This window comes from Burkholderia sp. AU15512 (genome assembly GCF_002223325.1).
GTDB lineage: Bacteria > Pseudomonadota > Gammaproteobacteria > Burkholderiales > Burkholderiaceae > Burkholderia.
Genome location: NZ_NKEX01000006.1, coordinates 1370033 through 1395979, shown reverse-complemented (window position 1 = coordinate 1395979; position 25947 = coordinate 1370033). Strand labels below are relative to the sequence as shown.

Sequence of the window (25947 nt, the reverse complement as noted above, 5' to 3'; positions counted from 1 at the left end):
TATGGGGAAGGGGCCGCCCGCGCGACGTGGCGGGCGGCCATTGGCCGGCCGAAGCCGGTCAGTGGATCAGCGGATCAGCCCTTGATCGCCTGCTGCCATTGCTTCAGGAACGCGAGCCGCTTCGACTGGTCCAGATAGACGAGCAGGCCGGTGCCGATCTGGATCGGCTTCAGCGAATCGCCGAGTTCCTTCGTGAGGCCCGCGGCCGACGTTTCGCCGGTCACGTCCGTGCGGATTGCGTACAGGTTGGCCTGGTTCGCGATCAGCGTCTGGCCGCGTTTCGACAGCAGGTAGTCGACCCACAGCTTCGCGGCGTTCGGATTCTTCGCCTTCTTCGAGATGGTGGTGAGGCGGCTCACGATCTGTGTGTAGTCCTTCGGAAACACGTAGCCGATCGACTTGTCCTTCTTTGCCTTCGCGTACGCGTACGATCCGAAGATGTTGTAGCCGATCAGGTTCTCGCCCGACGAGATGCGCTCCATCATCGCGCCGGTGCTCGACTGCAGCTTCGGGCCGGTCGCGCCGATCGCCTTCACGAGTTCCCATGTGACCTTCTCGTTCAGGTGCGCGTCCTGCGTCAGCGCGTTGAAGCCGACGCCGGATTTCTCGACGTCGTACGTCGTGAGCTTGCCCTTGAACTTGTCCGGTTGCGACGCGAGCAGCTTGATCAGCTCGGCGCGCGTCTTCGGCACTTCGTTCTCGGGGATCAGGCGCTTGTTGTAGACGATCGCGAGCGGCTCGAACGTCGTGCCGTAGGCCTGCTTCTGGTACTGCGCCCATTGCGGCAGGTTCGCGCTTTCGGGGGAATCGTACGACGCCATCAGGCCGTCGTTGACGAGCTTGACCTGCAGGTCCATCGCCGAGCTCCACAGCACGTCGGCGCTGGTGCTGCTCGCCGCGTTCTCGCTGATGTAGCGGTTGTACAGCTCGGTGCTGTTCATGTCGTTGTACTCGACCTTCACGCCGTACAGGCTTTCGAAGTCCTTGATCAGCGGGCGCACGAGGCCCGTGTCGGTCGTCGAGTAGACGATCAGCTTGCCTTCCTTCTTCGCGGCGTCGATGACGCCCTGGTAGCTCCCCGGATACCCGGCCGGAACCTGCGCGGCGGCGCTGCCGGCGGCAGTGCCCAGAACGACCGCCAGCGCGGCGGCGAGGTGCTTCGGTGCAAACGGCATGTCTTCCTCCAGTTACGTCTAGGTGTTGTTCGAGTGGAGCGGATGTTAATTGCGGCGCACTTTCAGCCCGCTTTCATTTCTGTTCACAATCGTGTCGTTCGTGTCATGGATTTCCCGAGGTCGAAGCGGCGGCGGCCGCGCGTTTCGCAGCGCGCGGCACGGCTGGACAAGGGAGAGCGGCGGGTTGCCGCGGGGCGCGGCAACGATGACAGGCGCGGCTAGGCGGGTTGCGCGAGCAGCTTGCCGAGCAGCCGGCCGCCATGCCGCGCGTGCGCGGCCGTCAGCGCGGAATACCCGACGACCACGCCCGCTTCGCACCGGGCGCTTCGACAGAATCCGCGGATCGGCTGCAATTCGACGCCGTCCGCCTGGGCTTGCGCGACGTACGTCGCGTCGTCCATCCCGGGCGGCAGCCACAGCACGAAATGAAAGCCCGCATGCTCGCCGGACACCGTGTACCGCCCGCCCGCGTGTTTCGCCAGCTGGTCGAGCACGAGGTCGCGCCGCTGGCGGTACGCGTGACGCGCGGCGCGCAGGTGCTTCGCAAAATCGCCGTGCGCGATGAAGCGGGCCAGCGCCAGCTGCGGCGCCACGCCGACCGAGCGCGCGGTCGCATGCCACACGGCCGACAGCGCCGGCCGCAGTTCCGCGGGCACGACCATGAAGCCGATGCGCAGGCCCGAGAACAGCGTCTTGTTGAACGAGCCGCAGTAGATCACGCGATTGCACGCGTCGAGTGATTTCAGCGCGGGCAGCGGCGCGGTCTGGTAGCTGAATTCGCCGTCGTAGTCGTCCTCGATGATCCATGCACGGGTGCGCTGCGCCCAGTCGAGCAGTTCGAGCCGGCGCGACACCGACATCGTCACGCCGAGCGGCGCCTGATGGGCAGGCGTCACGTACGCCGCGCGCGCCTCGGGATAGCGGTCCAGCGACGCAGTGTCGATGCCTTCCCGATCGACCGGCACGTCGATCACGGTCGCGCCCGCGATCGTGAAGATCTGCCACGCCGACGCATAGCCGGGATCCTCCATCAGCACTGTCGAGCCGGGCGCGAGCAGCGTGCGCGCGACGAGGTCGATCGAATGGCGGATGCCGGTCGTGATGAAGATGTCGCCGGCGTCGCACGGGATGCCGCGGTATTCGCGCAGGTAGGCGGCGATTTCGTCGCGCAGGCTTTCGACGCCTTGCGCCGGCGTGGCCCCGAGGTCGTGCGCGGTCGCGGCAAGCAGGCTGGCCCCGAGCGCCTTCTTCCATTGCTGCATCGGCAGCAGGCCGGGATCGGCAAGCCGCGCGACGAACGGGACGCCCGGGCGCACGCCTTGTTCCGGCGCGGCGTCGTCGGTCGGGCGCACTGGCGCGGGGCGTGCGTCGGAAGGGGGAAAGCCATTGGTGTCGCGCGATTGCGCGGCCGCGCGCAGATAGCTGTCCGGCACCACCGCGCATACCCGCGACCCCGACCCTTGCGTGCGGGCAATGTAGCCCTCGGAGCACAGCCGGTCGTACGCCGCTTCGACGGTCCCCCGGGCGACGCCCCAGCGCGCGGCAAGCGTACGGCTGGACGGCAGCGGGCTGTCGCCGGGCAGCAGGCGCTTCAGGATCGCGTCGCGCAGCGCGTCGGCGATGCATTCCTGCTTCGACTGCGGACTGCCCGCGGACAGCCCGGCCGGGCACGGCAGATCAAGCGGAATCGCGGCTTTGCCTCGCGGCATAGTGGTCTATTCAGTCACGGATTTAATGGCCCTTCAGCTTATATCACTTTGACCTTAGATTGCTGTCGACCCCATCAATCCGACCGGAGACGAGCTCACCGCATGAAAACGCGTTCATTACCCCAGTGGGGCTGGCTGCTCCTGTTGATGCTCGTCGTGTGCCTGCCGCGGGTCACGATCGATGCATACCTGCCATCGCTGCCGGCGATGGCGGACGCGCTGCACGGCACCGATGCCCAGTTGCAGCTCACGCTCACCCTGTACATGGTCGGCTACGCGCTGTCGATGCTGGCGTCGGGGCCGTTGTCCGACCGCTATGGCCGCCGTCCCGTCCTGCTCGGCGGCCTGTGCCTCTACGTGGTCGCAAGCGTTGCCTGCGCGTGGTCGACCAGCGTCACGGCGATCGTCGCCGCCCGCATCTTCCAGGCGTTGGGCGGCTGCAGCGGAACGGTGATCGGGCGGGTGATCGTGCGCGAGCGCTTCCCGACGGCGATGCAGGCCACGATGCTGGGCCGCATCTCGGCGGGCATGGCGCTGTCGCCAGTGATTGCGCCGCTGGCCGGCAGCGCGGTGGCCGAATGGCTCGGCTGGCGCGGCGTGTTCGGTTTGCTGGCGGCGGGCGGGCTGATCGCAACGGCGATGGTGCTGCGCTACCTGCCGGAGACGCGCGAACGCGACGGACGGCCAGCATCGGGCGCGGGGCTTCTGCGGACGTACGCGGGCCTGCTGCGCGAGCGCAGTTTCCTGCGCCACTCGCTCGCCATCAGTTTCGCGTACTGCACGTACTACCCGTTCATCGCGGAATCGTCGACGCTGTTCCAGCGGCAGCGCGGCGTATCGGGCCCGGTGTATGCGGCGATCTTCGGCCTGACCGTGCTCGGCTACCTGATCGGTTCGAACCTGTTCGCGCGGACCGGCACGCGCTGGAAGGCCGATTCGGTCATTGCGGCGGCGGCGGGCGTCAATCTGGCCAGCGCCGCCGTGCTGTGGATCGGCGGCGCGATCGCGCCGACGGCGGTCGCGGCGCTGGTCGTCCCGATGTTCTTCGTGATGATCGCCGTCGGGATCGCGATTCCGGCCTGCCAGTTCGCGGTGATGCAGCCGTATACGACGATCGCCGGGACGGCGTCCGGGCTGTTCTTCTTTATCCAGATGGCGATCACGGCCGCGTGCGGCGGCGTGCTGGCATGGCTGTCGGACGGCACCGCGCGCCCGATGATCGTCGTCACGGCCGGCGCGAGCGCCGCATTCCTGGCGGTGGCGGTCGGCCTGCGCGAGCCGCGCCGGGCAGACGACGGTTCGCGCTTCGCCACGCGGAATCGTCCCGCCGCCGAGCGCTGAGCGACGGACGGCGCGCCGGCCGACGCGCGCCCGCACGGGCGGCGCAACCCGTGTTTCCGCGAGGCGTCGTGATGGAAAGGATCATGTAATGTAGCGGCCTGTCGCTGACCTTACGGAATCCCCATGCGTGTGCTGCTCGTCGAAGACAATCCGAACCTCGCCCAGTCGCTGAACGATGCGCTGAGCGCGGCGCGCTTCGCGGTCGATCACATGGCGGACGGCGAGGCGGCCGACCACGTGCTGCGCACGCAGGATTACGCGCTGGTGATTCTCGACCTCGGGCTGCCGAAGCTCGACGGGCTGGAAGTGCTGCGGCGGCTGCGCGCGCGCCGCAATCCGGTGCCGGTGCTGATCCTGACCGCGCACGGATCGGTCGAGGATCGCGTGAAGGGGCTCGATCTCGGCGCCGACGACTATCTGGCGAAGCCGTTCGAACTGACCGAACTGGAGGCACGCGCCCGCGCGCTGATCCGCCGCAGCCTCGGCCACGAGCATTCGCGGGTCGAATGCGGGCCGCTTTCGTACGACAGTATCGACCGCAGCTTCCAGCTTGCGGGCGAGCCGTTGTCGCTCACGCCGCGCGAGCGCTCGGTGCTCGAGGTGCTGATCCTGCGCAACGGCCGCGCGATCAACAAGGAAACGCTGTCGGAGAAGATCTTCGGGCTCGACGAGTCGGTGAACGCCGACGCGATCGAGATCTACGTGTACCGGCTGCGCAAGAAGCTCGAGAACACGGGCATCGCGATCGTCACGCTGCGGGGGCTCGGTTATCTGCTGGAAGCGAAGGCGGAGACGGCTGAATGAGCCGCCGCAGCGCTCACGATCTTTGCGCGGAACGGGTGGGCACGTTGACGCGCCATGCCGGATCGACACGTTCGCGGCCCGCCAACGACACGCACGCCCTTCACGGCCGGCCGCGCGGGCGCCGAGTGGTGCGGGGTGCATGTTCCGCCATGCCCCATGGGCCCGCCTGGCAGGAGGCCGAGTGACCCGCACGAACCTGCGCACCCAGGTCGCGCTGTGGCTGCTGCTGCCGCTGCTCGGGCTGCTCGCGCTCGACTCGTGGCTCACGTACCAGCGCGCGATGAGCGCCGCGCACGTCGCGTTCGACCGCACGCTGTCGTCGTCGCTGAAGTCGATCCGCGAAGGCGTGCGGCTCAACGACGGCGAGATCGAGGTCGACCTGCCGTATCTCGCGCTCGAAATGCTCGAGTCGAGCGACGGCGGCAAGGTCTACTACCTGATCCGCGAGGACAACGGCCACACGATCACCGGCTACCCGGACCTGCCGCTGCCGCACGGGCGCGACGCAGGCGACGGCGCGCTGTTCGTCACGCGTTACTACGACGTCGTCTATCGCGGCGAGCAGTTGCGAATGGCCGCGCTGCGCATCCCCGTGCACGACGTGCCGACCGCACAGTCGCGCATCGTGTGGGTGATGGTCGGCGAGACGATCGAGGCGCGCCAGGCGCTCGCGCGCGAGATCCTGGTGGGCTCGCTGCTGCAGGAAGGGTTGCTCGTCGTGCTGGCGCTCGGCATCGTGTGGCTCGGCGTCGGGCGCGGGCTGCGGCCGCTGAACCGGCTGTCGGCCACCGTCGCCGCCCGCAGCGAGGACGATACGACGCCGCTCGATACCGGCGCGGTGCCGAGCGAACTCGCGCCGCTCGTCGAGTCGATCAACCAGTACATCGGCCGCACGCAGCGGATGCAGGTCGCGCGGCGCCGTTTCTTTGCCGATGCGGCCCATCAACTGAAGACGCCGCTCGCGGCCGTGCAGGCCGGGGTCGAGCTCGCGCTGCGGCCCGACGAGCAGCCGCGCGCGAACGGGCATCTGCGGCGTGCGAACGGTGCGGTGCGGCAGGCCGCGAAGATCGTGCAGCAACTGCTGTCGCTGTCGCGGCTCGATTCGGACAGCGGCCATGCGGTCGCGCACAAGCCGGTCGCGCTGCACCGACTCGCGCGCAGCGTAACGCTCGACTGGTCGCCGGTCGCCCGCGCGCGCGACATCGATCTCGGTTTCGAGCACGAGGCCGACCTCGACGTGCACGGGCAGTCCGACCTGCTCGGCGAGATGATCGGCAACCTGATCGACAACGCGATCCGTTATGCGGGCGACCGCGCGGTGATCACGGTGCGCGTATCGCGCGACGGTGAACACGCGCGGCTCGACGTCATCGACAACGGGCCGGGCATTCCGGCGGACGAACGCGACGCGGTGTTCGAGCGCTTCCATCGCGGCAGCAAGACGCAGACGGTCGAAGGGACGGGGCTCGGGCTGTCGATCGTGCGCGAGATCGCACGCGTGCATCAGGGTAGCGTGACGCTGGCTGATGCGGCTGGCGGTGGACTGGTCGTGACGATCTGGTTGCCGGCGGTGAACGACGCCGCGCCGCGCGCTGCGTGATGGCGATCAGCGAGGCGGGAAGCGGTGGCTGTGAGCCGCGGCTTCCCGGCAGTGAAAGGGGGCGAGCGGCTCCGCGCGCCCGGCTCAATCGCCGAACCCGATCTCCGCTTCCAACGACTGGCCGACTTCGAGCCACGCGCCCGCGCCCTCGACGACGATCGCATTGATGCCGAACGTCAGCTCGCCGTTGAAGTTCGGGTTCGCGCGATAGGTCTGCATCGTGTCGGTCGGCTCGTGCGGCCACGCCGGATCGGGCGCGCCGGTGGCCTGGTCGATCGTCGGCATCGGGCAGCGCGTGCACGGTTTCACGAGGCGCAGCCGCACGGGTGTCGTGCCTTCCGTGTCGAGGTGTTCGACGAAATCCTCTTCGAACGCGTCGAGATCCGACACGACGATATTCGGGCGGAAGCGGTTCATCGGGATCGCCGGTGCGCCCTTCGCGGCGAGCCGCGCATTCAGGTCGTCGAGCGACGACTGGCCGATCACGAGCAGCGGGTAGCCGTCCGCGAACTGCGTGTGCGTATCGATCTCGCCGGTCCATTTGCGGTTGCAGCCGCGGCGCGCGTCGGGCGCGAAGCGCACGAGCTTCGTGGGCGTGCCGAGGAATTCGGTGAGCCAGGCGGCCGTTTCGGCACCCGTGTCGATCGCGTCGACGGTGTCGCGCCACACGGTCGCGGCCATTTTCGGCGTGGCGGGCGATACGTCGCCGTCGAGCGGCGTGCGGATCTCGCGCATGCCCGGTGCGTTCAGCACGAGCGCATCGCTGTCGAGCGCGGGGCGGATCAGCGCGAGGCGCGGGTGCGTGCGCTGCGTGATCATTTGCCCGGCCGGGTCGGTGATCAGCCAGTGGCGGTCGTACGCGAGGCCCGTTTCGAGCAGTTGCGCGCGCGACAGCGCGATGCCGGCGCAGGATTTGATCGGGTAGACGAAGAGTTCGGCGATGGCTGGCATGACGCTGGCTGGAGGCGAATGGCGAGACTGCGATTGTGCCAGATCATGCCGAAGCCGTTTGGACGGCTGCGCGCCGTTGCGCAGCCGGTCATGCGAGCGGAAAGCCGGAGTCGAACGTCGTGCGCACGTCGAGCGGCTGGCGCAGCAGTCCCGCTTTCAGATAGAAGTCGGCCGTGCGTTGTTGCTCCGCGATGACCGTCGCGTCGATCGGCAGCCAGCGCGTGTTGCGGCGCTCGAACTGCAGCTTCGCGGCCGCCGGCGGAATGCCGATGATGCGCGCGAGCGCGGCGGAATACGCATCGACATGGCGGTACGACCAGGTCTGCGCGCGGACGACGCGCCGCAGGAAATCGTGCAGCACGTCGCGCTTCGACGCGATCGCCGCGTCGGTCGCCGCGAGGTAGCTGAGGCCCGACCACAGCCCGCGGCCATTGACGAGCACGCGCGCGCGGCCGCTCGTTTCGGCGAGCGCGGTATAGGGTTCCCAGGTCGCCCACGCGTCGATCGAGCCGGTTGCGAGCGCAAGCATCGTGTCGGCCGGCGGCAGGAAGCGGAACGACACGGCGTCGGGCGGCAGGCCGGCCGCATCGAGCGCCTTCAGCGTGACGAAATGGCCGATCGAGCCGCGCGTGGTGCCGATGCGCTTGCCCTTCAGGTCGGCCGCGCCTTTCAGCGCCGCGTCGGGCTGCACGAGCACCGCCGTGCCGTACGGGTCGGAGCGGTTCGCGCCGATCACCTTGATGCGTGCGCCCGATGCGAGCGCAAAGATCACCGGCGCATCGCCGATCGGGCCGCAGTCGACCGCGGCCGCGTTCAGCGCTTCGGCGAGCGGCGCGGCGGCCGGGAACTCGGTCCACGCGATGTCGTACGCCAGGCCGTTCAGTTCGCCGGCCGCTTCGAGCAGCGCGCGCAGCCCGCCTTTCTGGTCGCCGGCGCGCAGCAGCGGCCGCGAGCCCGATTGCGCGTGCAGGGCAGCCGGGGCCGCGGCGATCGTGGCGAGGGCGCTCGCCTGTGCGAGGAAATGGCGTCGGGTCGGATTCATCGTGAAGCTCGGTCGGAAGAGAAGTTCAGGGATTCAATCAATGCGGAAGCCCGGCCTGCACATCGCGTACGGGTTCGGTGTCGACGCGCAGCAGCAGCGCGGTCAGCGGATCGCCGGTCGGTGTCGGTCCGGCCGGTCGTGCGGTGGCGTCCGAGCGGCACAGCAGGTCGGCATCCGACCAGCCGGCACTGCCCGGCAACGCGCGTGCTCGCAGCCAGCCGCGCCGATCGGCGAGCAGTTGCGTGCCGGCGAGCGCGTCGGGCGCCACGCCGGCGATCGTCGCGAAGGCGCGCCACGCGTCGGGCGTCGACGCGACGCAATCGGCTCGCGCGGCGCCGGTTGCCAGTGCCACGGGCGCGCCGCGTGCCGTGACGAGCAAGGTTTGCCAGCGCGCGTCTTCTGGCGGCGGCGTCGCGCCCGGCGCGAGCGCGACGACGCGCACGCGCTGGCCGTCGCGCCAGCGTTCGAGCGGCTGGGGCGCGGCGGCGCCGCAGCGCACGTCGAGCGCCGGCAGCGGGACCGGCACGGGCCACGCGCCTTCCGCCTGCGCGCCGCTGCCCGCGGCGAGCGCTTTCAGGTAGTCGAGCACGGCCCAGGTGTCCTCGGGGCCGAGCGTCGCGGCGAAGCCGGGCATCGTCGACGCGCCGTGTTCGTCGCGCGTGCCGTGGCGCACGCGCCAGAACAGTTCGCCGTCGAGACGTCGGGCGAGCAGCGCGCCGGCGAAGGTCGGCGGCCAGTGCGGGAGCGTGGCCGCGAGCGGCCCTTCGCCGCGTCCGTCCGTGCCGTGGCATGCCGCGCAATGTTGTGCATACAGGTGCGCGCCGCGCATCACGTTCGATACCGAAAACGGCGCGGGATCGCGCTGGAAACTCGTCGGCACGGCGGGCGAGAGCCACAGCGAAGACGGCGGCCACGGCGCGAACCACGCAACGGCCAGCGCGGCGACTGCCGATACGACACGCCACTTGCGCGAAGCAAGTGCGATGCCCGCGAGCACGACCGCCAGCACCGTCGCCGCCCCGGCGAACGCGAGCTGCCGCGTGAGTCCCGCGTCGATGCGCAGCGTTTCGAGCGCGATGCGATGGGCCCACGGCCACGCGGCTTGACTGTCGGCGTCGCCCGTCAGCCCGATCGCATGCAGCACGCGCGCCAGCGCGATTTGCGCGCGATACAGCCCTTGCAGAAACAGGAGCGCCCAGTCGGCGAACGTCGGCGCGTTCATCGGCTACGGCCGCGCCGCGCGGCGGCCCTTCGTCGAACGGTACCGCGCATCTACCAGCTCGCATCGAGCCCGAGATGCCGCAGCGCGTCGTGACGCAGTTCGGCGAGGCGCGGGTCGCCGCGATGGCGCGGATAGGGCAGGTCGACGTGCAACTCGGCGACGATCCGCGCGGGGCGCGGCCCGAACACGATCACGCGCTGCGCGAGGAACAGCGCTTCCTCGACATCGTGCGTGACGAGCAGCGCGGAGAAGCCGTCGCGTTGCCACAGCCCGGTGAGCTCGGCCTGCATCGTGAGCCGCGTCAGCGAATCGAGCTTGCCGAGCGGCTCGTCGAGAATCAGCAGGCGCGGATCGTTGACGAGCGCGCGGGCCAGCGCGACCCGCTGCGCCATCCCGCCGGACAACTGATGGGGGAACACGTTCGCGAATTCCTGCAGCCCGACGCGCGCGAGCGCATCGTCGACGCGATGCTGCGACGCGCGCGCCACGCCGCGTGCCTCGAGGCCGAGCGCGACGTTCGCACGCACGCGCCGCCACGGGTACAGCGTCGGGTCCTGGAACACGACGATGCGCGACGGATCGGGTTGCTCGATCGGCACGCCGTCCTGCGCGATCGTGCCTTGCCGCGCGGCGTCGAGGCCCGCGACGAGGCGCAGCAGCGTCGACTTCCCGCAGCCGCTCGGGCCGAGCAGCGCGACGAATTCGCCGGCCGCGACCGACAGCGTGACGTCGTCGAGCACCGGCAGCGCACCGCCGGGGCCGTCGAACGCATGGCTCACGCGGCGGATGTCGATGCGCGCGCCGCGCGGCGCCGTGACGGCGGGCGTAGCGGCAACGGACGATGCAACGGACGATTCGAGTACGGCGGCGCTCACCATTTGACGGTTCCTTTCTGCCAGGCGAGCACGCGGTCGCGCACCGCGAACAGCAGCGCGATCAGCCCGGAAAACAGCAGCGCCATCACGATCAGCGCCGCATACATGTTCACGTACGATGCCCAGCCCTGCGCCCAGCTCAGGTACCAGCCGAGCCCCGACTTGACGCCCATCATCTCGGCGACGACCAGCACCGTGAACGACGCGCTCAGCCCCATGAAGATGCCGACGAACACGTGCGGCAGCGCGGCCGGAATCGCGACGCGCAGCACGAGGAAGCGCGCGTTCGCGCCGAGCGTGCGCGCGACGTCGTAATACTGCTTGTTGACGCTCGCGACGCCCGACCACGTGAGCACCGCGACCGGGAAGCCGGTTGCGAGCGCGATCAGGAACGCAGCCGCCGAATAGCTCGACGGGAAGAAGTAGAACGTGAGCGGCAGCAGCGCGGTGGCCGGCACGGGGCCGAGCACGCGCAGCACCGGATGCACCCAGTAGCCGATCCGGCGCGACCAGCCAATCGACACGCCTACGGCAAAGCCCACCGCGACGCCGTAGGCAAAGCCGAGCGCGAGCAGCTTCAGCGTGTTGCCGGCGCTGCCGGCGAGGCGCGGCCAGTCGTCGACGTAGACCTCGATCAGCGCCTGCGGCGGCGCGAAGAACGGGGTCGGCAGCCAGCCGGTTTTCGCGGTGACGATTTCCCACGCGGCGAGCACGAGCGGCAGCGCGACGAGCCACGGGCCGGCCGGGCGCACGCGCGCGAGCCGCGTGCGCGTCGCGGGAACGAGATGGCCGAGCGTCGCGGCGACGAGCAACAACGCGGCGATCGTCCATGCGCCGACGGCGAATTCGCCGGTGTACGCCCAGTCGCTGAAACCGACGACGCGGTTCGGCCACAGTTGCGTGAGGGCGCCGAGCACGCCCCAGGCGAGCGCGGCGGCGATGCCGGTGGGCCAGGTGCGCGCGCGGCGGGCTTCGGCGGCCAACGTGGCTTCGCAGGCGATGCACGCGACGCCGGACGCGGGTGCGGGCGCGGATGCGGCGGCACTGCCGCCGGAAGCGGCGGACGCGGTGCGTGCGGCGGGCGCGTGTTCGAGCGTCGACATCGCGTCACCCCAGCACGTTCGCATAGACCTGCTGCGCGAAGCGCTGCGGGTCGGTGCTCTTCTTCAGCACGCTGATGCGGCGGAAGTCGTCCGCGTAGAACGCGATTTCCTGCTGCAGGTCGACGTTGGTCGGGTGGTGGTTGTAGGTGAGCGTCGCGTAGAGCTTGCGCAGATCATCGGGGTTGATCTTCGGCGAATACTTCGCGAACACCTTCGCGGCTTCGTTCGGGTTGTCGTGCGTGAACTCGGTGGCCTGCACGATCGAGCGCGCGAGCGCGGCGGCCGACGGCCGGTCGTTGCGCACGAGGTCGCCGCGCGCGCCAATCACGCAGCACACCTTGCGCGCGTATTCGCCGGACAGGTTCGTCGCCAGCTCGGTGTATGCGCCGTTGCTGCGCTTCTCGAGCAGATAGAGATTCGGGTCGCCGTCGGCGATCGCGTGGATCTCGCCCTTGTCGACCGCCACGCCGAGCAGGTCCGCCGGATACTGCCGCCACGTGATGTCGCGCTCGGGATCGATCCCGTTCTTCGCGAGCAGGATAGAGAAGAAATGCTTGCCGGGCGCGGCCAGATCGCTGACGCCGACCGTCTTGCCCTTCAGCGCCTGCAGCGTCGTCACGCCGGCCGCCTTCGCGCCGACGAGCCGCACGCAGCCGCCGTGCGAGCTGCCGATGATCTTCACGTCGAAACCGGCTTCGAGCGGCTTCAGCCAGCGGTGGATCATCCCGACCGCCGCATCGGCCTTGCCGGTCGCGATCGATTCGAGCAGCTGGTCGGTCGAGCCGCTGTAGTTGATCAGATCGACCTTCAGGCCGTTCTTCTCGAAGAAGCCGCGCTCCTGCGCGACGACGATCGGCGTCAGGCAGAACGCGTTCTGGTTCCACGCGAACGTGAGCTTCTTCAGCGGCGGCGCGGACCAGGCCTTGCGGCCCAGCGTGATCGCGGGCGCGGCGAGCGCGACGGCGCCGGCGGCGCGCAGCAGCTTGCGGCGCTTGTCGTCGTGCGCGTCGGCGGGCACGGGTGCGGGTGCGGTGGTTCGGGTCATGTGGTCTGGTCTCCGGTCGTGCGGAAAGGCGCTCAGTCGAGCAGGTCGGGTTCGTCGGCGACGACGCGCGCGAACAGGCTGTCGAATGCGTGCAGCGCGCCGTCGGGGCCGCCGATCTGGCCGTGCGTGTGGCGTGCGGTCGCGTGATCGATCGGTTGCGGCGTGCCGGCCGCCTCGGCCAGCAACTGCGTATGCGCGGCGTTGTCGAGCGCGATGTACCACCACGCGGCGGCCTCGACCGTCGGGCCGGCGCTCAGGATCCCGTGGTTCTTCAGGATCGCGCCCTTGTGCGTGGTGCCGTCCGGCTTCGCGAGCGCCGCCGCGATCCGTGCGCCTTCGCTCGTGTCGACGACCATCCCCGTGAAGTCGTCGAACAGCGCGTGGTCTTCATAGAACACGCAGGCATCCTGCGTGAGCGGATCGAGCAGGCGGCCGAGTGTCGACCACGCCTTGCCGTACGTCGAGTGCGTGTGCGCGGCGGCGACGATGTGCGGATGCGCTTCGTGGATCGCCGCATGGATCGCGAACGCGGCCTTGTTCAGCGGCCGCGTGCCGATCGCGGTTTCGCCGCGCGCGTTGACGAGCAGCAGGTCGGACACCTTGATCTGCGAGAAATGCACGCCGAGCGGATTCACCCAGAAGTGGTCGGGCAGCTCGGGGTCGCGTGCGGTGATGTGGCCGGCGAGCCCCTGTGAGAAGCCGAAGCGGGCGAACAGGCGGAATGCGCCCGCGAGCCGTTCCTGACGGTGACGGCGCTCGGCGGCGACGTCGATGCGCGGTGCCGGCGGATCGAACCAGAAATGCTGGCGCGGCGCTTCGGCGAATTCGAGACCCGATGCGGTGCGCACGGGCGAGGCAAGGACGGCGGACATGATGGCGGATGGCTCCAGTAGGCTCCGTTGGGCTCAGGCCGCGCGGCGTGCCGCGTCGCGGGCGGCGACGGCGCTGCGCACGCGCGGAATCAGTTCGCGGCCGTAGTCGATCGCGTCTTCCAGCGGATCGAAGCCGCGGATCAGGAACGTCGTGACGCCGAGGTCGTAGTAGTCGAGCAGTGCGTCGGCGACCTGTTCGGGCGTGCCGACGAGCGCCGTCGAATTCGAGCGTGCGCCGGTGAGTTTCGCGATCTCGGTCCACAGCCGCTTGTCGACGCGCGAGCCGCGTTCGGCCGCGGCGAGCAGGCGGCGCGCGCCTTCGCTCTGCTGCGGGCCGCCGGCGCCGAGGCCGGCCGCTTCGCGCAACCGGCGCGTTTCGTCGAGGATGCGATGCGCGCGCGCCCAGGCTTCGTCTTCGGTCGGGGCGAGGATCGGGCGGAACGACACGGAGAAGCGCACCTGGCGGCCATGCTTCGCGGCTTCGGCGCGCACGCGCGTCGTCAGGTCGCGCACCTGGTCGAGCGATTCGCCCCACAGCGCGTAGACGTCCGCGTGCTTGCCGGCCACTTCGAGCGCCGCTTCCGATGCGCCGCCGAAATAGATCGGCACATGCGGCTGCTGGAACGGCTTCACTTCCGAAAAGCCCTGTTTGAACCGGTAGTGCGCACCGTCGTGATCGAACGGCTGCGTTTCGGTCCAGATTCGTCGGAGGATGCCGAGGTATTCGTCGGTGCGCGCATAGCGCGCGTCGTGGTCGAGGAAGTCGCCGTCGCGCTGCTGTTCGCTGTCCGAGCCGCCGGAGATGAAGTGCACGGCGAGCCGGCCGCGGCTGAACTGGTCGAGCGTCGCGATCTGCCGCGCGGCGAGCGTCGGCGCGGTGAAACCCGGGCGATGCGCGAGCATGAAGTGAATGCGCTCGGTCGCGGCCGCGGCGAACGCGATCGTCAGCGTCGCCGACGGGCCGGTCGAGTGGTGCGGCACGAGGATCCGGTCGAAGCCGGCCGTCTCGTGGGCGCGTGCAAAGTCGCGCACGTAATCGGGATCGACCACGGGGCCGGACGCCGGATGGATTTCCGACTGCTTCTGGCTCTGGATCATGCCGATGAATTCGACGCTCATCTGGGTCTCCGGTGCAGGGACGTCCCGGCGCGCGGCCGGGCAGGAATGGAGCGCAGGTTAACGCCGGGATCATGCGAAACGGAAATAATCAATCCCGAATTGAATATCAGATTTGCATGGTTTGGGCGAAGGTGCGCTGCGCATACGCTGTGGGCTCACGAAAGATCGGGCGCGCGGGCGCCAGCGAATCCGGCGCCGCGCGTGACGGATCGCCGGCTTCATCAGAAACCGCGCCGCGTGGCGATCGATTGCCGCGATTGCCGCCTGTCCGTATTACTTTGCGTATTGCCCAGGGAATCCGTCTCGATGTCCGCCAGCCTTGCCGCTTCCTCGCCAGCGCCGCAGCCGCGTTCGCTGCGCCTCCTGTCCACCGACGATGCCGACGCCGACGACGCACGCGTCGCCGCGCTGCTCGACCGCCTCGCGCCGGAGCTGGCCGCCGACGCGGCCCGCAACGACGCTGACGGCCGCTTTCCGCACGAGAACTTCGCGCGGCTGCATCGCGCGGGGCTGATCGCCCAGGTCGTGCCGCGCGAGCATGGCGGCGCCGGAGCGACGCTCGCGCAGGCGAGCCGGATCGTGGCCGCCGTCGCGAGCGCCGACCCGGCGACCGCGCTGGTGCTGACGATGACCTACCTGCAGCATCGCGCGCTCGGCCGCGCCGACAACCGCTGGCCGGCACAGGTTCGGCGGGCGGTATTCGACAGCGCGGTCACCGAAGGAGCGCTGATCAACGCGCTGCGCGTCGAGCCCGCGCTCGGTTCGCCGTCGCGCGGCGGCCTGCCGGAAACCATTGCACGGCGCGACGGCGACGGCTGGCGGTTGTCCGGCCACAAGCTGTACAGCACCGGGATTCCGGCGCTGCGCTGGCTGGCCGTGTGGGCGCGCACCGACGAGCCGGCGCCGCGGGTCGGCGTGTTTCTCGTGCCGCGCGACCGCGACGCGGACGGCGATCGCATCCGCGTGATCGAAAGCTGGAATCACCTCGGCCTGCGTGCGTCAGGCAGCCACGAGGTCGTGTTCGACGACGTGCGGCTGCCGGCCGATCACGCGGTCGACGTACGCACACCGGACGCATGGGCCGTGTCGGCGGCGACCCATGCGGATGCCGACGCGCAGGCTGACCAGCAGGCGTGGATGGTCGCGCTGCTCGGCAGCCTGTACGACGCGGTGGCGCGTGCGTCGCGCGACTGGCTGGTCGGGTTCGCGACGACGCGTGCGCCGAGCGGGCTGGGCGCGCCGCTGGCGACGCTGCCGCGCGTGCAGGAAGCGGTCGGCGAAATCGAGGGCTGGCTGCATGCAAACCGTGTGCTGCTCGACGATCACATCGCGCGCACCGGCGCGGGCCAGGCACCGACGGTCACGACGAGCGGCCTCGTCAAGCGGACCGTGACCGAGCACGCGATCCGCGTGGTCGAGCAGGCGTTGAAGCTGTCGGGCAATCACGGGCTGAGTCGCGCCAATCCGCTCGAACGCCACTATCGCGACGTGCTGTGCAGCCGCGTGCATACGCCGCAGGACGATGCGATCGCGGTGGCGGCAGGGCGCGCGGCGCTCGACGCGGCGAGCCGCAGCGAGACGAAGCGCGCAGTGAACGGCGAGACGGAGACGCGCGGGGCGTCGGTCAACGGGATCGAACGCGGCCGCAACGATGCGTGATGGGAGCCGGGCGGGCGCGGGCGTCAATCGGGCGGCGCGACGCCTTCGCCGCCCGATTCGGTCAAGCAGCCTTGCCGTGCGCCTGCTCGGGCAACGCGAACGCGGTGCGCGCATGCGCGGCAACGGCGGCGAGCGGCGCGTCGAAGCGGGCCGCATCGTGCCGGCGCAGCAGCCACAGATCGATCTGCGGCTTGAAATCGGCGAGCGGCACGATGTCGAGCGCATCGCGCAGCGGGCTGCCTTCGACGAGCGGCAGCGGCATCAGTCCGATGCCGAAGCCGTTCGCGACGCTCTGCAGCTGCAGGTCGCGGCCGTAGGTGTCGAGTGTGACCGGCATCGGCAGGCGCTGCGCGTCGAGCGCCCGCCGCAAGCCCGCGCGAAAACCGCAGCCGTCCGGATTGAGCACCCAGCCACGCGCGTGGCAATCGGCGAGCCGGTAGCTGCGGCGCGGCCAGTCACCCTTGCGGCCGACCGCGACGAGCCGGGTGGCCAGCAGCCGTTCGCCTTCGACCTGCGCCGGCTGCACCATTTCGCGTGCGAGGAACACGAGCGCCGCATCGAGTTCGCGCCGGGCGACGCGCTCGACGAGCATGCCGCCCCAGGCGGTCGTGACCTGCGTCGCGAGCGCGGGCCACTGCGCGGCGAGTTCGGCGATCAGCGCGGGCAGCATCAGCTCGCCGAGGCCCTGCGTGAGCCCGATCCGGAATTCGCCGGCCGGCGGCTGCTCGCCGGCCGTCAGCTCGCGCAGCGCATCGACTTCGCGCAGGATCGCGCGACACTGCTCGAACACCCGCCGGCCGATGTCGGTCGGGCGCGGCGGCTTGGTGTTGCGATCGAGCAGGGTCACGCCGAGCGCTTCCTCGAGATTCTGGACGCGCCGCGTGATCGCGGGCTGCGTCATCCCGAGCTCGGCCGCGGCCTGGCTCAGGGTCTGGCAGCGGACGACCGCTGCAAAAGCGTCGATATCGCTAATTTTCATGTTTGTTCTGCATGGTCTTTCGGGTGCATCATGACGATCCATCATATTCGGCATCATATTCGAGGAGTCAGCCGATGAGTACGCTTTCGTTGCATCAGACGCCGCTGCGGCCGTTCGTCGACGGTCTGGGTGCGCTGCTCGCGTCCGGCGCGAACGAGGCGCGCATCCTCGACGAGGGCGGTGCGCTGCTCGCCGCGCTCGTCGAACACGACGACTGGTTGCCCGACGCATTCGCGCAGCCCGACCCCGCGCGCTATCGGCAGTACCTGCTGTATCTCGACCCGGACGAGCGGTTCTCGGTCGTCAGTTTCGTGTGGGGGCCCGGCCAGACGACGCCGATCCATAACCACACGGTGTGGGGGCTGATCGGGATGCTGCGCGGCGGCGAGTTCTCGCAGCCGTACCGGTTCGACGCGGCGGGCAAGCCGGTGCCGGCGGGTGACGCCGTGCGGCTGCAGCCCGGCGAAATCGAGGCCGTGTCGCCGCGCATCGGCGACGTCCATCGCGTGACCAACGCGTTCGACGATCAGGTATCGATCAGCATCCACGTGTACGGCGCGAACATCGGCAAGGTCGAGCGCGCGGTGTTCCTCGACGACGGTACCGTGAAGCCGTTCGTGTCGGGTTATTCGAATGCCTGATGCCTGATGCAACGCCCGCACGCGCGGGCGGCTTCCGGCACGCGCCGGCAGGCCCGAGATTCATCCGTTCCGCTTTCTTCACCAACCTCAACGCATTCAATCAACACAGAGACACCGTGACGCAATCCGCCGACTCCACCTCCCGCTTTCCCGTCGCGTCGTACCAGGACGTGCGCGCACGCCTGCTTGCCCGCGACGAGATCGCGCTGATCGACGTACGCGAGGAAGATCCGTACGCGCAGGGCCACCCGCTGTGGGCCGCCAACTTTCCGTTGTCGAAACTCGAACTCGACGCGTGGACGCGGATTCCGCGTCGCGACACGCCGATCGTCGTGTTCGGCGAAGCGGGCGGCGAGGACCTTGCGCCGCGCGCGGCCGCCAAGCTCGCGCAACTCGGCTACACCGACGTGCGGCTCCTCGACGGCGGCCTCGCGGGCTGGCTCGCCGCGGGCGGCGAACTGTTCATCGACGTGAACGTGCCGAGCAAGTCGTTCGGCGAATGGGTCGAGGCCGAGCGGCATACGCCGTCGCTGTCCGCGCAGGAGGTGCAGGCGCTGATCGACGCGAAGGCCGATGTCGTGATCGTCGACGCGCGCCGTTTCGACGAATACCAGACGATGAACATCCCGACGTCGACGAGCGTGCCGGGCGCGGAGCTCGTGCTGCGCGTGCGCGCGCTCGCGCCGAACCCGGCGACGCAGGTGATCGTCAACTGCGCGGGCCGCACGCGCAGCATCATCGGCACGCAGTCGCTCGTCAACGCGGGGCTGCCGAATCCGGTCGCCGCGCTGCGCAACGGCACGATCGGCTGGACGCTCGCGGGCCAGACGCTCGAACGCGGCGCCGCGCGACGCTTTCCGGACGACATCGACGCGACGCAGCGCGCCGACGCACGCCGGGCGGCGCGCGCGGTGGCCGAACGCGCGGGCGTGCCGCGCATCGCGCTCGCGGACGTTGCCTCGCTCGACGTGCCGGGCCGCACGCTGTACCGCTTCGACGTGCGCACGCCGGAGGAATACGAAGCCGGCCATCTGCCGGGCTTCCTGAGCACGCCGGGCGGCCAGCTCGTGCAGGAGACCGACCATCATGCGGCCGTGCGCGGCGCGCGGATCGTGCTCGCCGACGACGACGGCGTGCGCGCCGACATGACCGCGTCGTGGCTCGCGCAGATGGGCTGGGACGTGCGAGTCGTCGAACCGGAGGACGGCACGGCGAAGTTCGGCGAGCGCGGCCAGCCGCCGCGCGACGTGCCGGCGACGCCGGCCGTGGCGGAAGTGTCGTCCGCGACGCTCGCGGGATGGCTGAAGGAGGCCGCGCCGGGCGAGCTGGCGATCGTCGACGTGACGGCCAGCGCGAACTACGTGAAGCGGCATATCCCGGGGGCGTGGTTCGCGGTGCGTGCGCAACTGCGCGACGCGCTCGCGGCGATTCCGCCCGCGAAGCGCTACGTGTTCACGTGCGGGTCGAGCCTGCTGGCGCGGTTCGCGGCGGACGACGCCCGCGCGCTCCTGCCCGCTTCGGCCGACATCTCGGTGCTCACCGGCGGCACGGCCGCATGGATCGACGCCGGGCTGCCGCTCGAAAGCGGCGAGACGCATCTGGCCTCACCGCGCGTCGACCGCTACCGGCGCCCGTACGAAGGCACCGACAACGCGGCGGCTGCGATGCAGGCGTATCTCGACTGGGAGTACGGACTGGTCGATCAGTTGAAGCGGGACGGCACGCATCACTTCAACGTGATCTGACCGAAACGGTGCACCCGGGCGCGGCGCGTCGTGCGTCGCGCCCGGTCAGCGCGCCTGTCAGCGCTTGAACGTATCGACGGCCGTGCGGCCGACGGCCGGATCGTCGGTGAAGAAGCCGTCGATGCCCACGCGCAGGTATGCCTGGATCTCGCGCACCGAGCCGGCCGGGTTGCGCGTGGCCGGCGTGCCGCCATCCTTCAGCGATGCGGGCAGGAAGTTGTTCTCCGGGCGGAACGTGTAGGGATGCACGACGAGGCCGGCCTCGTGCGCGTAGCGCACGTACGGCGTCGGCTGCTGCAGCGTGCCGTCCGCGGCGACCGCGATGATCGACGTCTTGTACGGGCCGACGCCGTTCGCATAGGTCGCGATCTCGCGCATGCCGTCGCGCGTCGACAGGTCGCCGTAGGTGCGCTTGTCGTTCGCCTTCACGAAGTCGTACGGGCGCTGGGCGGCTTCGTCCATCAGCTGCACGAGCTTCCAGTTCGGCTGGCTCGACTTGATCCGGTTGCGGATCGTCTTCAGGTTCGCGACCTCGAACGACTGGATGTAGACGGTCGCCGTGCGTGCCGTGTACGAATCCTTCAGCAGTGCATCGACGAGACGGTCCTCGAGCGGCAGGCCGATCGACTGGAAGTAGGTCGGATGCTTGGTTTCCGGATACAGGTGGATCGTGCGGCCGGTCTGCGCGGCCATCTGCTTCGCGAGCGCGACGATCTCGTCGAAGGTCGGGATCTCGAACTGGTCGTTGTACGCGGTGTTCGCGGGGCGCACCTGCGGAATGCGCTCGCGGGCGCGCAGCGTCTTCAGCTCGGCGAGCGTGAAATCCTCGGTGAACCAGCCCGTCAGCGCCGCGCCGTCGATCGTCTTGGTCGCCTTGCGGCTCGCGAACTGCGGCAGCGTCGACACGTTCGTCGTGCCCGAGATCTCGTTCTCGTGTCGCGCGACGAGCACCCCGTCGCGGGTCGACACGAGGTCGGGCTCGATCACGTCCGCGCCGTCCTCGACCGCCTTGCGGTACGACGCGAGCGTGTGTTCGGGGCGCAGCGCGCTCGCGCCGCGATGGCCGACCACCTGGATCTTCGCGGAAATCGGCTGGGTGGGATCGGACGCGACGTCGTCGTCGCCGCCGCACGCGGCGAGCAGGAACGCGGCGGCACAGGCGAACGGGACGTAGCGCAGGGAGGTCGGGTGCTTGAGGAGCATGTCGATGAACCTTCGAAACGAGAGTCGGAAAGGGGCGATCGATCCGACGGTGCGGCTGTCGTGGCGTGTCGCACGGAGTCGAATGGGACGCGATCGTCGCACTGAATAATTACATATGTATTACTTGCGCCTTTCCGTTTTCTATTTTTGGGGTGCGATGCCGGTGGCAGGGCGGTTGAATGCGGCTTGGCATGACGCGCATTCCGGCCGCCTCGGGCAGGCTGCGCGCCGGATGCACTAAACTTGCGGGAATTTTGCATCGCCGCGCCGGGGCCGACGCCCGCCTGGCGCGACGATGCGGCGACTCGCGGGCCGGCGCGGGCGCCCGGCGCCCGTGTGCGTCCGGGGCCCGCGCCGGCCGATTTTTCCCGACCCATGACCACTCGAACCGATTCCGCTTTCCTGCTCGGCGACCTGCTGAAGAACGTTTCCCGCTCCTTCTACCTGACGCTGCGCGTGCTGCCCGACGGCATGCGCGACCCGGTCGGCCTTGCGTACCTGCTTGCGCGCGCGGCCGACACGATTGCCGACACGGCGCTCGTCGCACCCGATCGCCGGGCCGCGTTGCTGACCGACCTGCGCGACGAGGTCGAGCGGCTCGGCGACGGCGTCGCGCTGTCGCGGGCGCTCGAGGACGTGACGCGGATGCAGACCGATTCGCACGAGCACGTGCTGCTCGGCTCGATCGAGCCGATGCTCGCGCTGCTGCGCACGCAGCCGGACGCCGACCGCGCATCGATCCGCAAGGTCGTCGCAACGCTGACGGCGGGGATGGTATTCGACCTGCGCACGTTCCCCGACGAGCAGTCGGGGCGCGTCGTGTCGCTGCCGACGCGCGGCGAACTCGACCGCTACACGTATCTCGTGGCCGGCTGCGTGGGCGAGTTCTGGACCGACATGACGGGCATGCACACGCCGGCCGCGCGCCGCTGGAACCTGCCGGAGATGTGCGAGAAGGGCATCCGTTTCGGCAAGGCGCTGCAGATGACCAACATCCTGCGCGACTGCGGGAAGGACCTGCGCATCGGCCGGTGTTACCTGCCCGACGACGTGCTGGGCGCGCACGGGCTCGGCGTCGCCGACCTGATGGCGCCCGAGGCGTCGGCGCGCGCGCGCGGCGTGCTCGTCGACCTGCTGCGCGTGACGCTCGACCAGTATCGCGACGCGGGCCTGTATACGCTCGCGATCCCGCGCCGCTTCGTGCGGCTGCGGCTCGCGTGTCTGTGGCCGATCATGATCGGCCTCGAAACGCTCGAGTTGCTGGCCGGCAACGATGCGTGGCTCGATCCGGCAAAGCCGGCCAAGGTGCCGAGAAAGCGCGTCTACCGGATCATGGCGTCGTCGCTCGCGCTGGTCGGCTCGAACGCCGCGATTCGCGCGCGCCTGACCGCGCTCGCCGATGCCGTGAGCGCGCATCTCGTGCAGCCGGCCACGCGCTGATTCGCACTGAACGATGCCGGCGCGACAGGGGCCGGCATCGCCCCTCGGCCCGCGTTCGCCGGGCCATCATCGTCCGCTTCTTCACGCCTCGACTAAAAACGTTTTCATTATTTCGTGTCGCGAAACGTGGGTGTCATGAACGTCAGCGATCCTTCGCGGCGGCGTGAGTCGTGGCGTCAGTCACGGTCGCGCATTTGTAAGATGTATCTTGCCGAAGGCATCTGACGACATCCGACGGTCGCGTTGCACCCGTAAAAATGTAAAGCTAGGGTTTTCACCGGGAAATGCCGGGCAAGCCCGCCGCGTAAGCGTTTTCAGGTGTTATGTAACCGCTTGGTGAACCCCTGCGTTGCGTCGATCATACGATGACCGACTGCACGTGTTGGGAAATAATCGGTAATCCGTCAGAATCCCGTCGGCATGTACTCGCACATGTGTCAGTCATAAAACCACACCAGAAAAGAAATCATTCTTTGAGGACGGAGAATCAATGAAAAAGCGCGTCGCTTTCGCCATGACGGCAGTCGGTCTCGCAGCCGCTACCGCCGCCCACGCCCAGAGCAGCGTGACCCTGTACGGTATCGTCGACAACGGTCTGGCTTGGCAGAACAATTCGTCGGCCGTCGGTGCGACCACGGGTGGTCACTCGAAGGTGCAAATGTCCACCGGCGTGTGGGCAGGCAGCCGCTTCGGCCTGAAGGGCAGCGAAGATCTCGGCGGCGGCACGAAGGCGATTTTCCAGTTGGAAGCCGGCGTCAACACGGCTAACGGCTCGTCGCAGTGGACCAACGGCATCTTCACGCGTCAGGCGTGGGTTGGCCTGACCAACAGCACGTACGGTACGCTGACGGCCGGCCGCCAGTACACCGCGTACTACACGCTGCTGTCGCCGTACAGCCCGACGACCTGGCTGACCGGCTATTACGGCGCACACCCGGGCGATATCGACTCGCTGGATACGAGCTACCGCGCGAACAACTCGCTCGTCTACATGTCGCCGAAGTTCTACGGCTTCACGGTCGGCGGTTCGTACTCGTTCGGCGGCGTCGCAGGCGCGACGAACCGCGGCTCGACGTGGAGCGCGGCGATCCAGTACCTGAACGGCCCGGCAGGCATCGCGGTCGGCTATCAGAAGGTCAACAACGCGACGCTCGGCGGCGGCGTGTGGGGCGCGAACTCGACGGTCCAGAACGGCCTGACGGCATCGGGCGACGGCAACCAGCCGGCCGTTTCGTCGATCAACAACGGCTATGCCACGGCGCAATCGCAACAGCGTATCGCCGTGACGGCGGGCTACCAGTTCACGCCGGCATGGGACATCTCGGCATCGTACTCGAACGTCCAGTACACGCCGGGCACGGGTTCGGCGTTCCGCAACACGGCCATCTTCAACACGGCAGGCGCCGTGCTGCACTGGAAGGCAGCCGCTCAGTGGGACTTCGCAGCGGGCTACTCGTACACGGCGGCAACGCAGTCGAACGGCATCACCAGCTCGGCCAAGTACCACCAGGTCACGCTGTCGCAGTACTACAGCCTGTCGAAGCGCACGGGCCTGTACGCAGTTGAGGCTTACCAGCATTCGAGCGGCAACACGCTGAACGGCGGCAAGATCATCGCTGCAACGACGTCCATCGGCGACGGCGTGGGCGCAGGTTCGAAGCAGAACCAGATCGGCGTCGGCGTCGGCCTGATCCACCGCTTCTAAGTGCCACGCGGCGCGTGAGCGCCGCTTACGGTATGCGGTATGAAAACCGGCCTTCGGGCCGGTTTTTTTGTTTGCGGTACGTATTGCGCGTATTCCGGTGCCGTCGCCGGCCGACATCGACCGGATGCGGGCGGCGACGAAAGCCGTGCCTGACAAGCGCACCGCTCACGCGGTGCCCGGCGTGCAGACGGCAGCATCCGGCCCGTGCCAATGTCGTCCATCCGATCACTCCGCCGCGTCATCCGTCCAGCTCCCCGCCAGCGCCTGAAACAGCGCCGCCGTATCGGCGAGCCGGTCGGCCTGCGCGCGCGTCCGGTCGAGCGCCGTCTGCAGCGCCTGCCGCTGCGCGTCGAGCAGGTCGAACGTGCTGATCCCGCCCGCCGCGTAACGGGCGCCGGCAATCCGGTTGCTGGCCGCCGCTTCCTGCGCGGCGGTGTCTCTCGCCTGCAATGTCGCCGCGTCGTGCTCGACCGCGCGCATTGCATCGGCCACCTGCTGCAGTGCCTCGAGCACGGTTTCGCGGTAGCTCGCGAACGCCGCTTCGTACGCCGCTTCGGCCGCACGTTTCTTCGCGCGCAGTTCACCGCCATGAAAGAGCGGTTGCGTCAGCCCGAGGCCGACATTCCACACATTGAGCCCGCTCAAGAGATCCGCGATGCGCGTGCGCTCCGAGCCGATTCCCGCCGAAATCGACAAGCGCGGATACAGGTTCGCGGTGGCCACGCCGACGTTCGCGCTCGCCTGGTGCAGCATGGCTTCGGCCGCGCGGATGTCGGGTCGTTCGCGCGCGAGCGTCGATGGCAGCGCGATGGGCAGCGTGCGCGGCAGCGCGAGCGCATCGAGGTAGAGGTCGGGCAGCACGGCATCGGACGGCGCCACGCCGAGCAGGATCGCGAGCCGGTGGCCGGCCTGCGCGAGGCGGGCCTCGAGCGCTGGCAGCGACGCCTGCGTTTGCGCGAGCAGCTCGCGCTGCGCATGCACGTCGGCCTGCGAAACGCCACCCGCCGCGAAACGCGCTTCGACGATGCGCAACTGGCGCGCCTGTGCATCGATCAGTTGCCGCGTGAGCGCGACCTGCTGCGCGAGCGACGCGCGCAGGATCGCGGTCGCGACGACGTTGCCCGCGAGCGTCAGGCGGGCCGCGTCGAGCGTGTACGCCTGGTAGTCGACCTGCGCGCGCAGCGCTTCGAGCGCGCGCCGGTTGCCGCCGAACACATCGAGACCATACGACACGCTGACCGACGCGTCATACAGCGTGAACGGCCCCGGGCTGGGCACGTTGGCGGGCAGGCCGAACGCGGTCGTGTCGACCTGCTCGCGCGTGGCGGACAGGCTCGCATCGACTTTCGGCAGCATCGTCGCACCGGCTTCGGCCGCATGGTTCTGCCGCGCTTCGTCGAGTCGCGCGCGGGCCTCGGCAAGCGTCGGGCTGTTGTGCCACGCGGTATCGACGAGCCGGTTCAGCGGTTCGGAGCCGAACTGCGTCCACCAGTGCCGCGGCGTATGCGCGGCCGATGCGAACGTCTGCGCGTCGCCAGTCGGGCCGGCAGTGGCGGCCGTCGTCGCGGGCGGCTCGCCGCGCGTGTAGCGCTGCGTGGCGGGCGCATCCGGCGCGTGGAAATCCGGCCCGACCGCGCATCCGGCGACGAGCAGCGCGGCGACGATCAGCATGCAACCGCGGGCGGCGTGGAAGGGGCGACGCGAAGCCGGTTTCATC

The 25947-nt window shown here is 69.4% G+C and carries 21 protein-coding genes; 8 read left to right on the top strand and 13 right to left on the bottom strand.

Translation table 11 applies throughout. The features are described from left to right. Positions 1–74 precede the first annotated feature (74 nt). Complete coding sequence (locus CFB43_RS25605; RefSeq protein WP_089427630.1) at positions 75–1175, bottom strand: ABC transporter substrate-binding protein; 1101 nt, start codon at positions 1173–1175, stop codon at positions 75–77. A gap of 218 nt (positions 1176–1393) precedes the next feature. Next, positions 1394–2884, bottom strand: a complete 1491-nt coding sequence (pdxR, locus tag CFB43_RS25600; RefSeq protein ID WP_089497092.1) for a MocR-like pyridoxine biosynthesis transcription factor PdxR — start codon at positions 2882–2884, stop codon at positions 1394–1396. 102 nt (positions 2885–2986) lie between these two features. On the opposite strand from pdxR, the gene CFB43_RS25595 reads away from it, so the two are divergent. From CFB43_RS25595 to CFB43_RS25585, 3 genes are all read left to right on the top strand, one after another. After that, positions 2987–4225, top strand: coding sequence for a multidrug effflux MFS transporter (locus CFB43_RS25595; RefSeq protein WP_089497091.1), 1239 nt, complete (start codon positions 2987–2989; stop codon positions 4223–4225). A 123-nt stretch (positions 4226–4348) separates the two neighbouring features. Then, entirely contained in the window at positions 4349–5029 is a 681-nt protein-coding gene (locus CFB43_RS25590; RefSeq protein WP_089497090.1) for a response regulator, read from the top strand. Positions 5030–5210: 181 nt separating this feature from the next. Next, positions 5211–6629: a sensor histidine kinase gene (locus tag CFB43_RS25585; RefSeq protein ID WP_089497089.1), complete on the top strand. Its 1419-nt coding sequence runs from the start codon at positions 5211–5213 to the stop codon at positions 6627–6629. A gap of 84 nt (positions 6630–6713) precedes the next feature. Here CFB43_RS25585 and CFB43_RS25580 read toward each other — a convergent pair whose 3' ends face one another. The 8 genes from CFB43_RS25580 to CFB43_RS25545 all read right to left on the bottom strand — a co-directional run bounded on the left by CFB43_RS25580 (position 6714) and on the right by CFB43_RS25545 (position 14858). Further along, entirely contained in the window at positions 6714–7580 is an 867-nt protein-coding gene (locus CFB43_RS25580; protein ID WP_089497088.1) for an MOSC domain-containing protein, read from the bottom strand. An 88-nt stretch (positions 7581–7668) separates the two neighbouring features. Then, entirely contained in the window at positions 7669–8622 is a 954-nt protein-coding gene (locus CFB43_RS25575; protein ID WP_089497087.1) for an ABC transporter substrate-binding protein, read from the bottom strand. A gap of 37 nt (positions 8623–8659) precedes the next feature. After that, the gene (locus tag CFB43_RS25570; protein ID WP_089497086.1) at positions 8660–9844 is read right to left on the bottom strand and encodes a c-type cytochrome; all 1185 of its coding nucleotides are present in this window, start codon (positions 9842–9844) and stop codon (positions 8660–8662) included. 50 nt (positions 9845–9894) lie between these two features. Next, positions 9895–10722: an ABC transporter ATP-binding protein gene (locus CFB43_RS25565; protein ID WP_089497085.1), complete on the bottom strand. Its 828-nt coding sequence runs from the start codon at positions 10720–10722 to the stop codon at positions 9895–9897. Beyond that, positions 10716–11822 (bottom strand): ABC transporter permease, encoded by a 1107-nt coding sequence (locus tag CFB43_RS25560; protein WP_089498142.1) that lies wholly within the window; start codon positions 11820–11822, stop codon positions 10716–10718. Before CFB43_RS25560 ends, CFB43_RS25565 begins: the two co-directional genes overlap by 7 nt. Positions 11823–11826: 4 nt before the next feature. Further along, positions 11827–12867, bottom strand: a complete 1041-nt coding sequence (locus CFB43_RS25555; RefSeq protein WP_089442604.1) for an ABC transporter substrate-binding protein — start codon at positions 12865–12867, stop codon at positions 11827–11829. Between the two features lie 32 nt (positions 12868–12899). Then, positions 12900–13739: a class II aldolase/adducin family protein gene (locus CFB43_RS25550; protein WP_089497084.1), complete on the bottom strand. Its 840-nt coding sequence runs from the start codon at positions 13737–13739 to the stop codon at positions 12900–12902. Between the two features lie 33 nt (positions 13740–13772). Beyond that, positions 13773–14858, bottom strand: a complete 1086-nt coding sequence (locus tag CFB43_RS25545) for an LLM class flavin-dependent oxidoreductase (protein WP_089497083.1) — start codon at positions 14856–14858, stop codon at positions 13773–13775. Positions 14859–15164: 306 nt separating this feature from the next. Here CFB43_RS25545 and CFB43_RS25540 point away from each other — a divergent pair, with 306 nt between their 5' ends. Beyond that, on the top strand, positions 15165–16517 hold the full coding sequence (locus tag CFB43_RS25540) for an acyl-CoA dehydrogenase family protein (protein ID WP_089497082.1): 1353 nt from the start codon (positions 15165–15167) through the stop codon (positions 16515–16517). A gap of 61 nt (positions 16518–16578) precedes the next feature. Here the strand turns inward: CFB43_RS25540 and CFB43_RS25535 are convergent, their stop codons facing one another. After that, on the bottom strand, positions 16579–17553 hold the full coding sequence (locus tag CFB43_RS25535) for a LysR family transcriptional regulator (protein ID WP_179254900.1): 975 nt from the start codon (positions 17551–17553) through the stop codon (positions 16579–16581). A 17-nt stretch (positions 17554–17570) separates the two neighbouring features. Between CFB43_RS25535 and CFB43_RS25530 the strand changes: the two genes are divergently transcribed. Both CFB43_RS25530 and CFB43_RS25525 read left to right on the top strand, forming a co-directional pair. Further along, the gene (locus tag CFB43_RS25530; RefSeq protein ID WP_089497081.1) at positions 17571–18137 is read left to right on the top strand and encodes a cysteine dioxygenase; all 567 of its coding nucleotides are present in this window, start codon (positions 17571–17573) and stop codon (positions 18135–18137) included. A gap of 116 nt (positions 18138–18253) precedes the next feature. After that, on the top strand, positions 18254–19882 hold the full coding sequence (locus CFB43_RS25525; protein WP_089498140.1) for a rhodanese-related sulfurtransferase: 1629 nt from the start codon (positions 18254–18256) through the stop codon (positions 19880–19882). 57 nt (positions 19883–19939) lie between these two features. Here CFB43_RS25525 and CFB43_RS25520 read toward each other — a convergent pair whose 3' ends face one another. Next, on the bottom strand, positions 19940–21085 hold the full coding sequence (locus tag CFB43_RS25520; RefSeq protein ID WP_089497080.1) for a glycerophosphodiester phosphodiesterase: 1146 nt from the start codon (positions 21083–21085) through the stop codon (positions 19940–19942). 375 nt (positions 21086–21460) lie between these two features. Here CFB43_RS25520 and CFB43_RS25515 point away from each other — a divergent pair, with 375 nt between their 5' ends. Together CFB43_RS25515 and CFB43_RS25510 are read left to right on the top strand one after the other, a co-directional pair. Continuing rightward, positions 21461–22525: a phytoene/squalene synthase family protein gene (locus CFB43_RS25515; RefSeq protein ID WP_089497079.1), complete on the top strand. Its 1065-nt coding sequence runs from the start codon at positions 21461–21463 to the stop codon at positions 22523–22525. A gap of 490 nt (positions 22526–23015) precedes the next feature. Further along, positions 23016–24230 carry a porin gene (locus CFB43_RS25510; protein WP_089442597.1) on the top strand — a complete coding sequence of 405 codons (1215 nt, stop codon included), beginning with the start codon at positions 23016–23018 and terminating at the stop codon, positions 24228–24230. A 225-nt stretch (positions 24231–24455) separates the two neighbouring features. On the opposite strand, the gene CFB43_RS25505 is transcribed toward CFB43_RS25510, so the two are convergent. After that, entirely contained in the window at positions 24456–25946 is a 1491-nt protein-coding gene (locus CFB43_RS25505; RefSeq protein WP_089497078.1) for an efflux transporter outer membrane subunit, read from the bottom strand. Between the last annotated feature and the right edge of the window lies 1 nt (position 25947).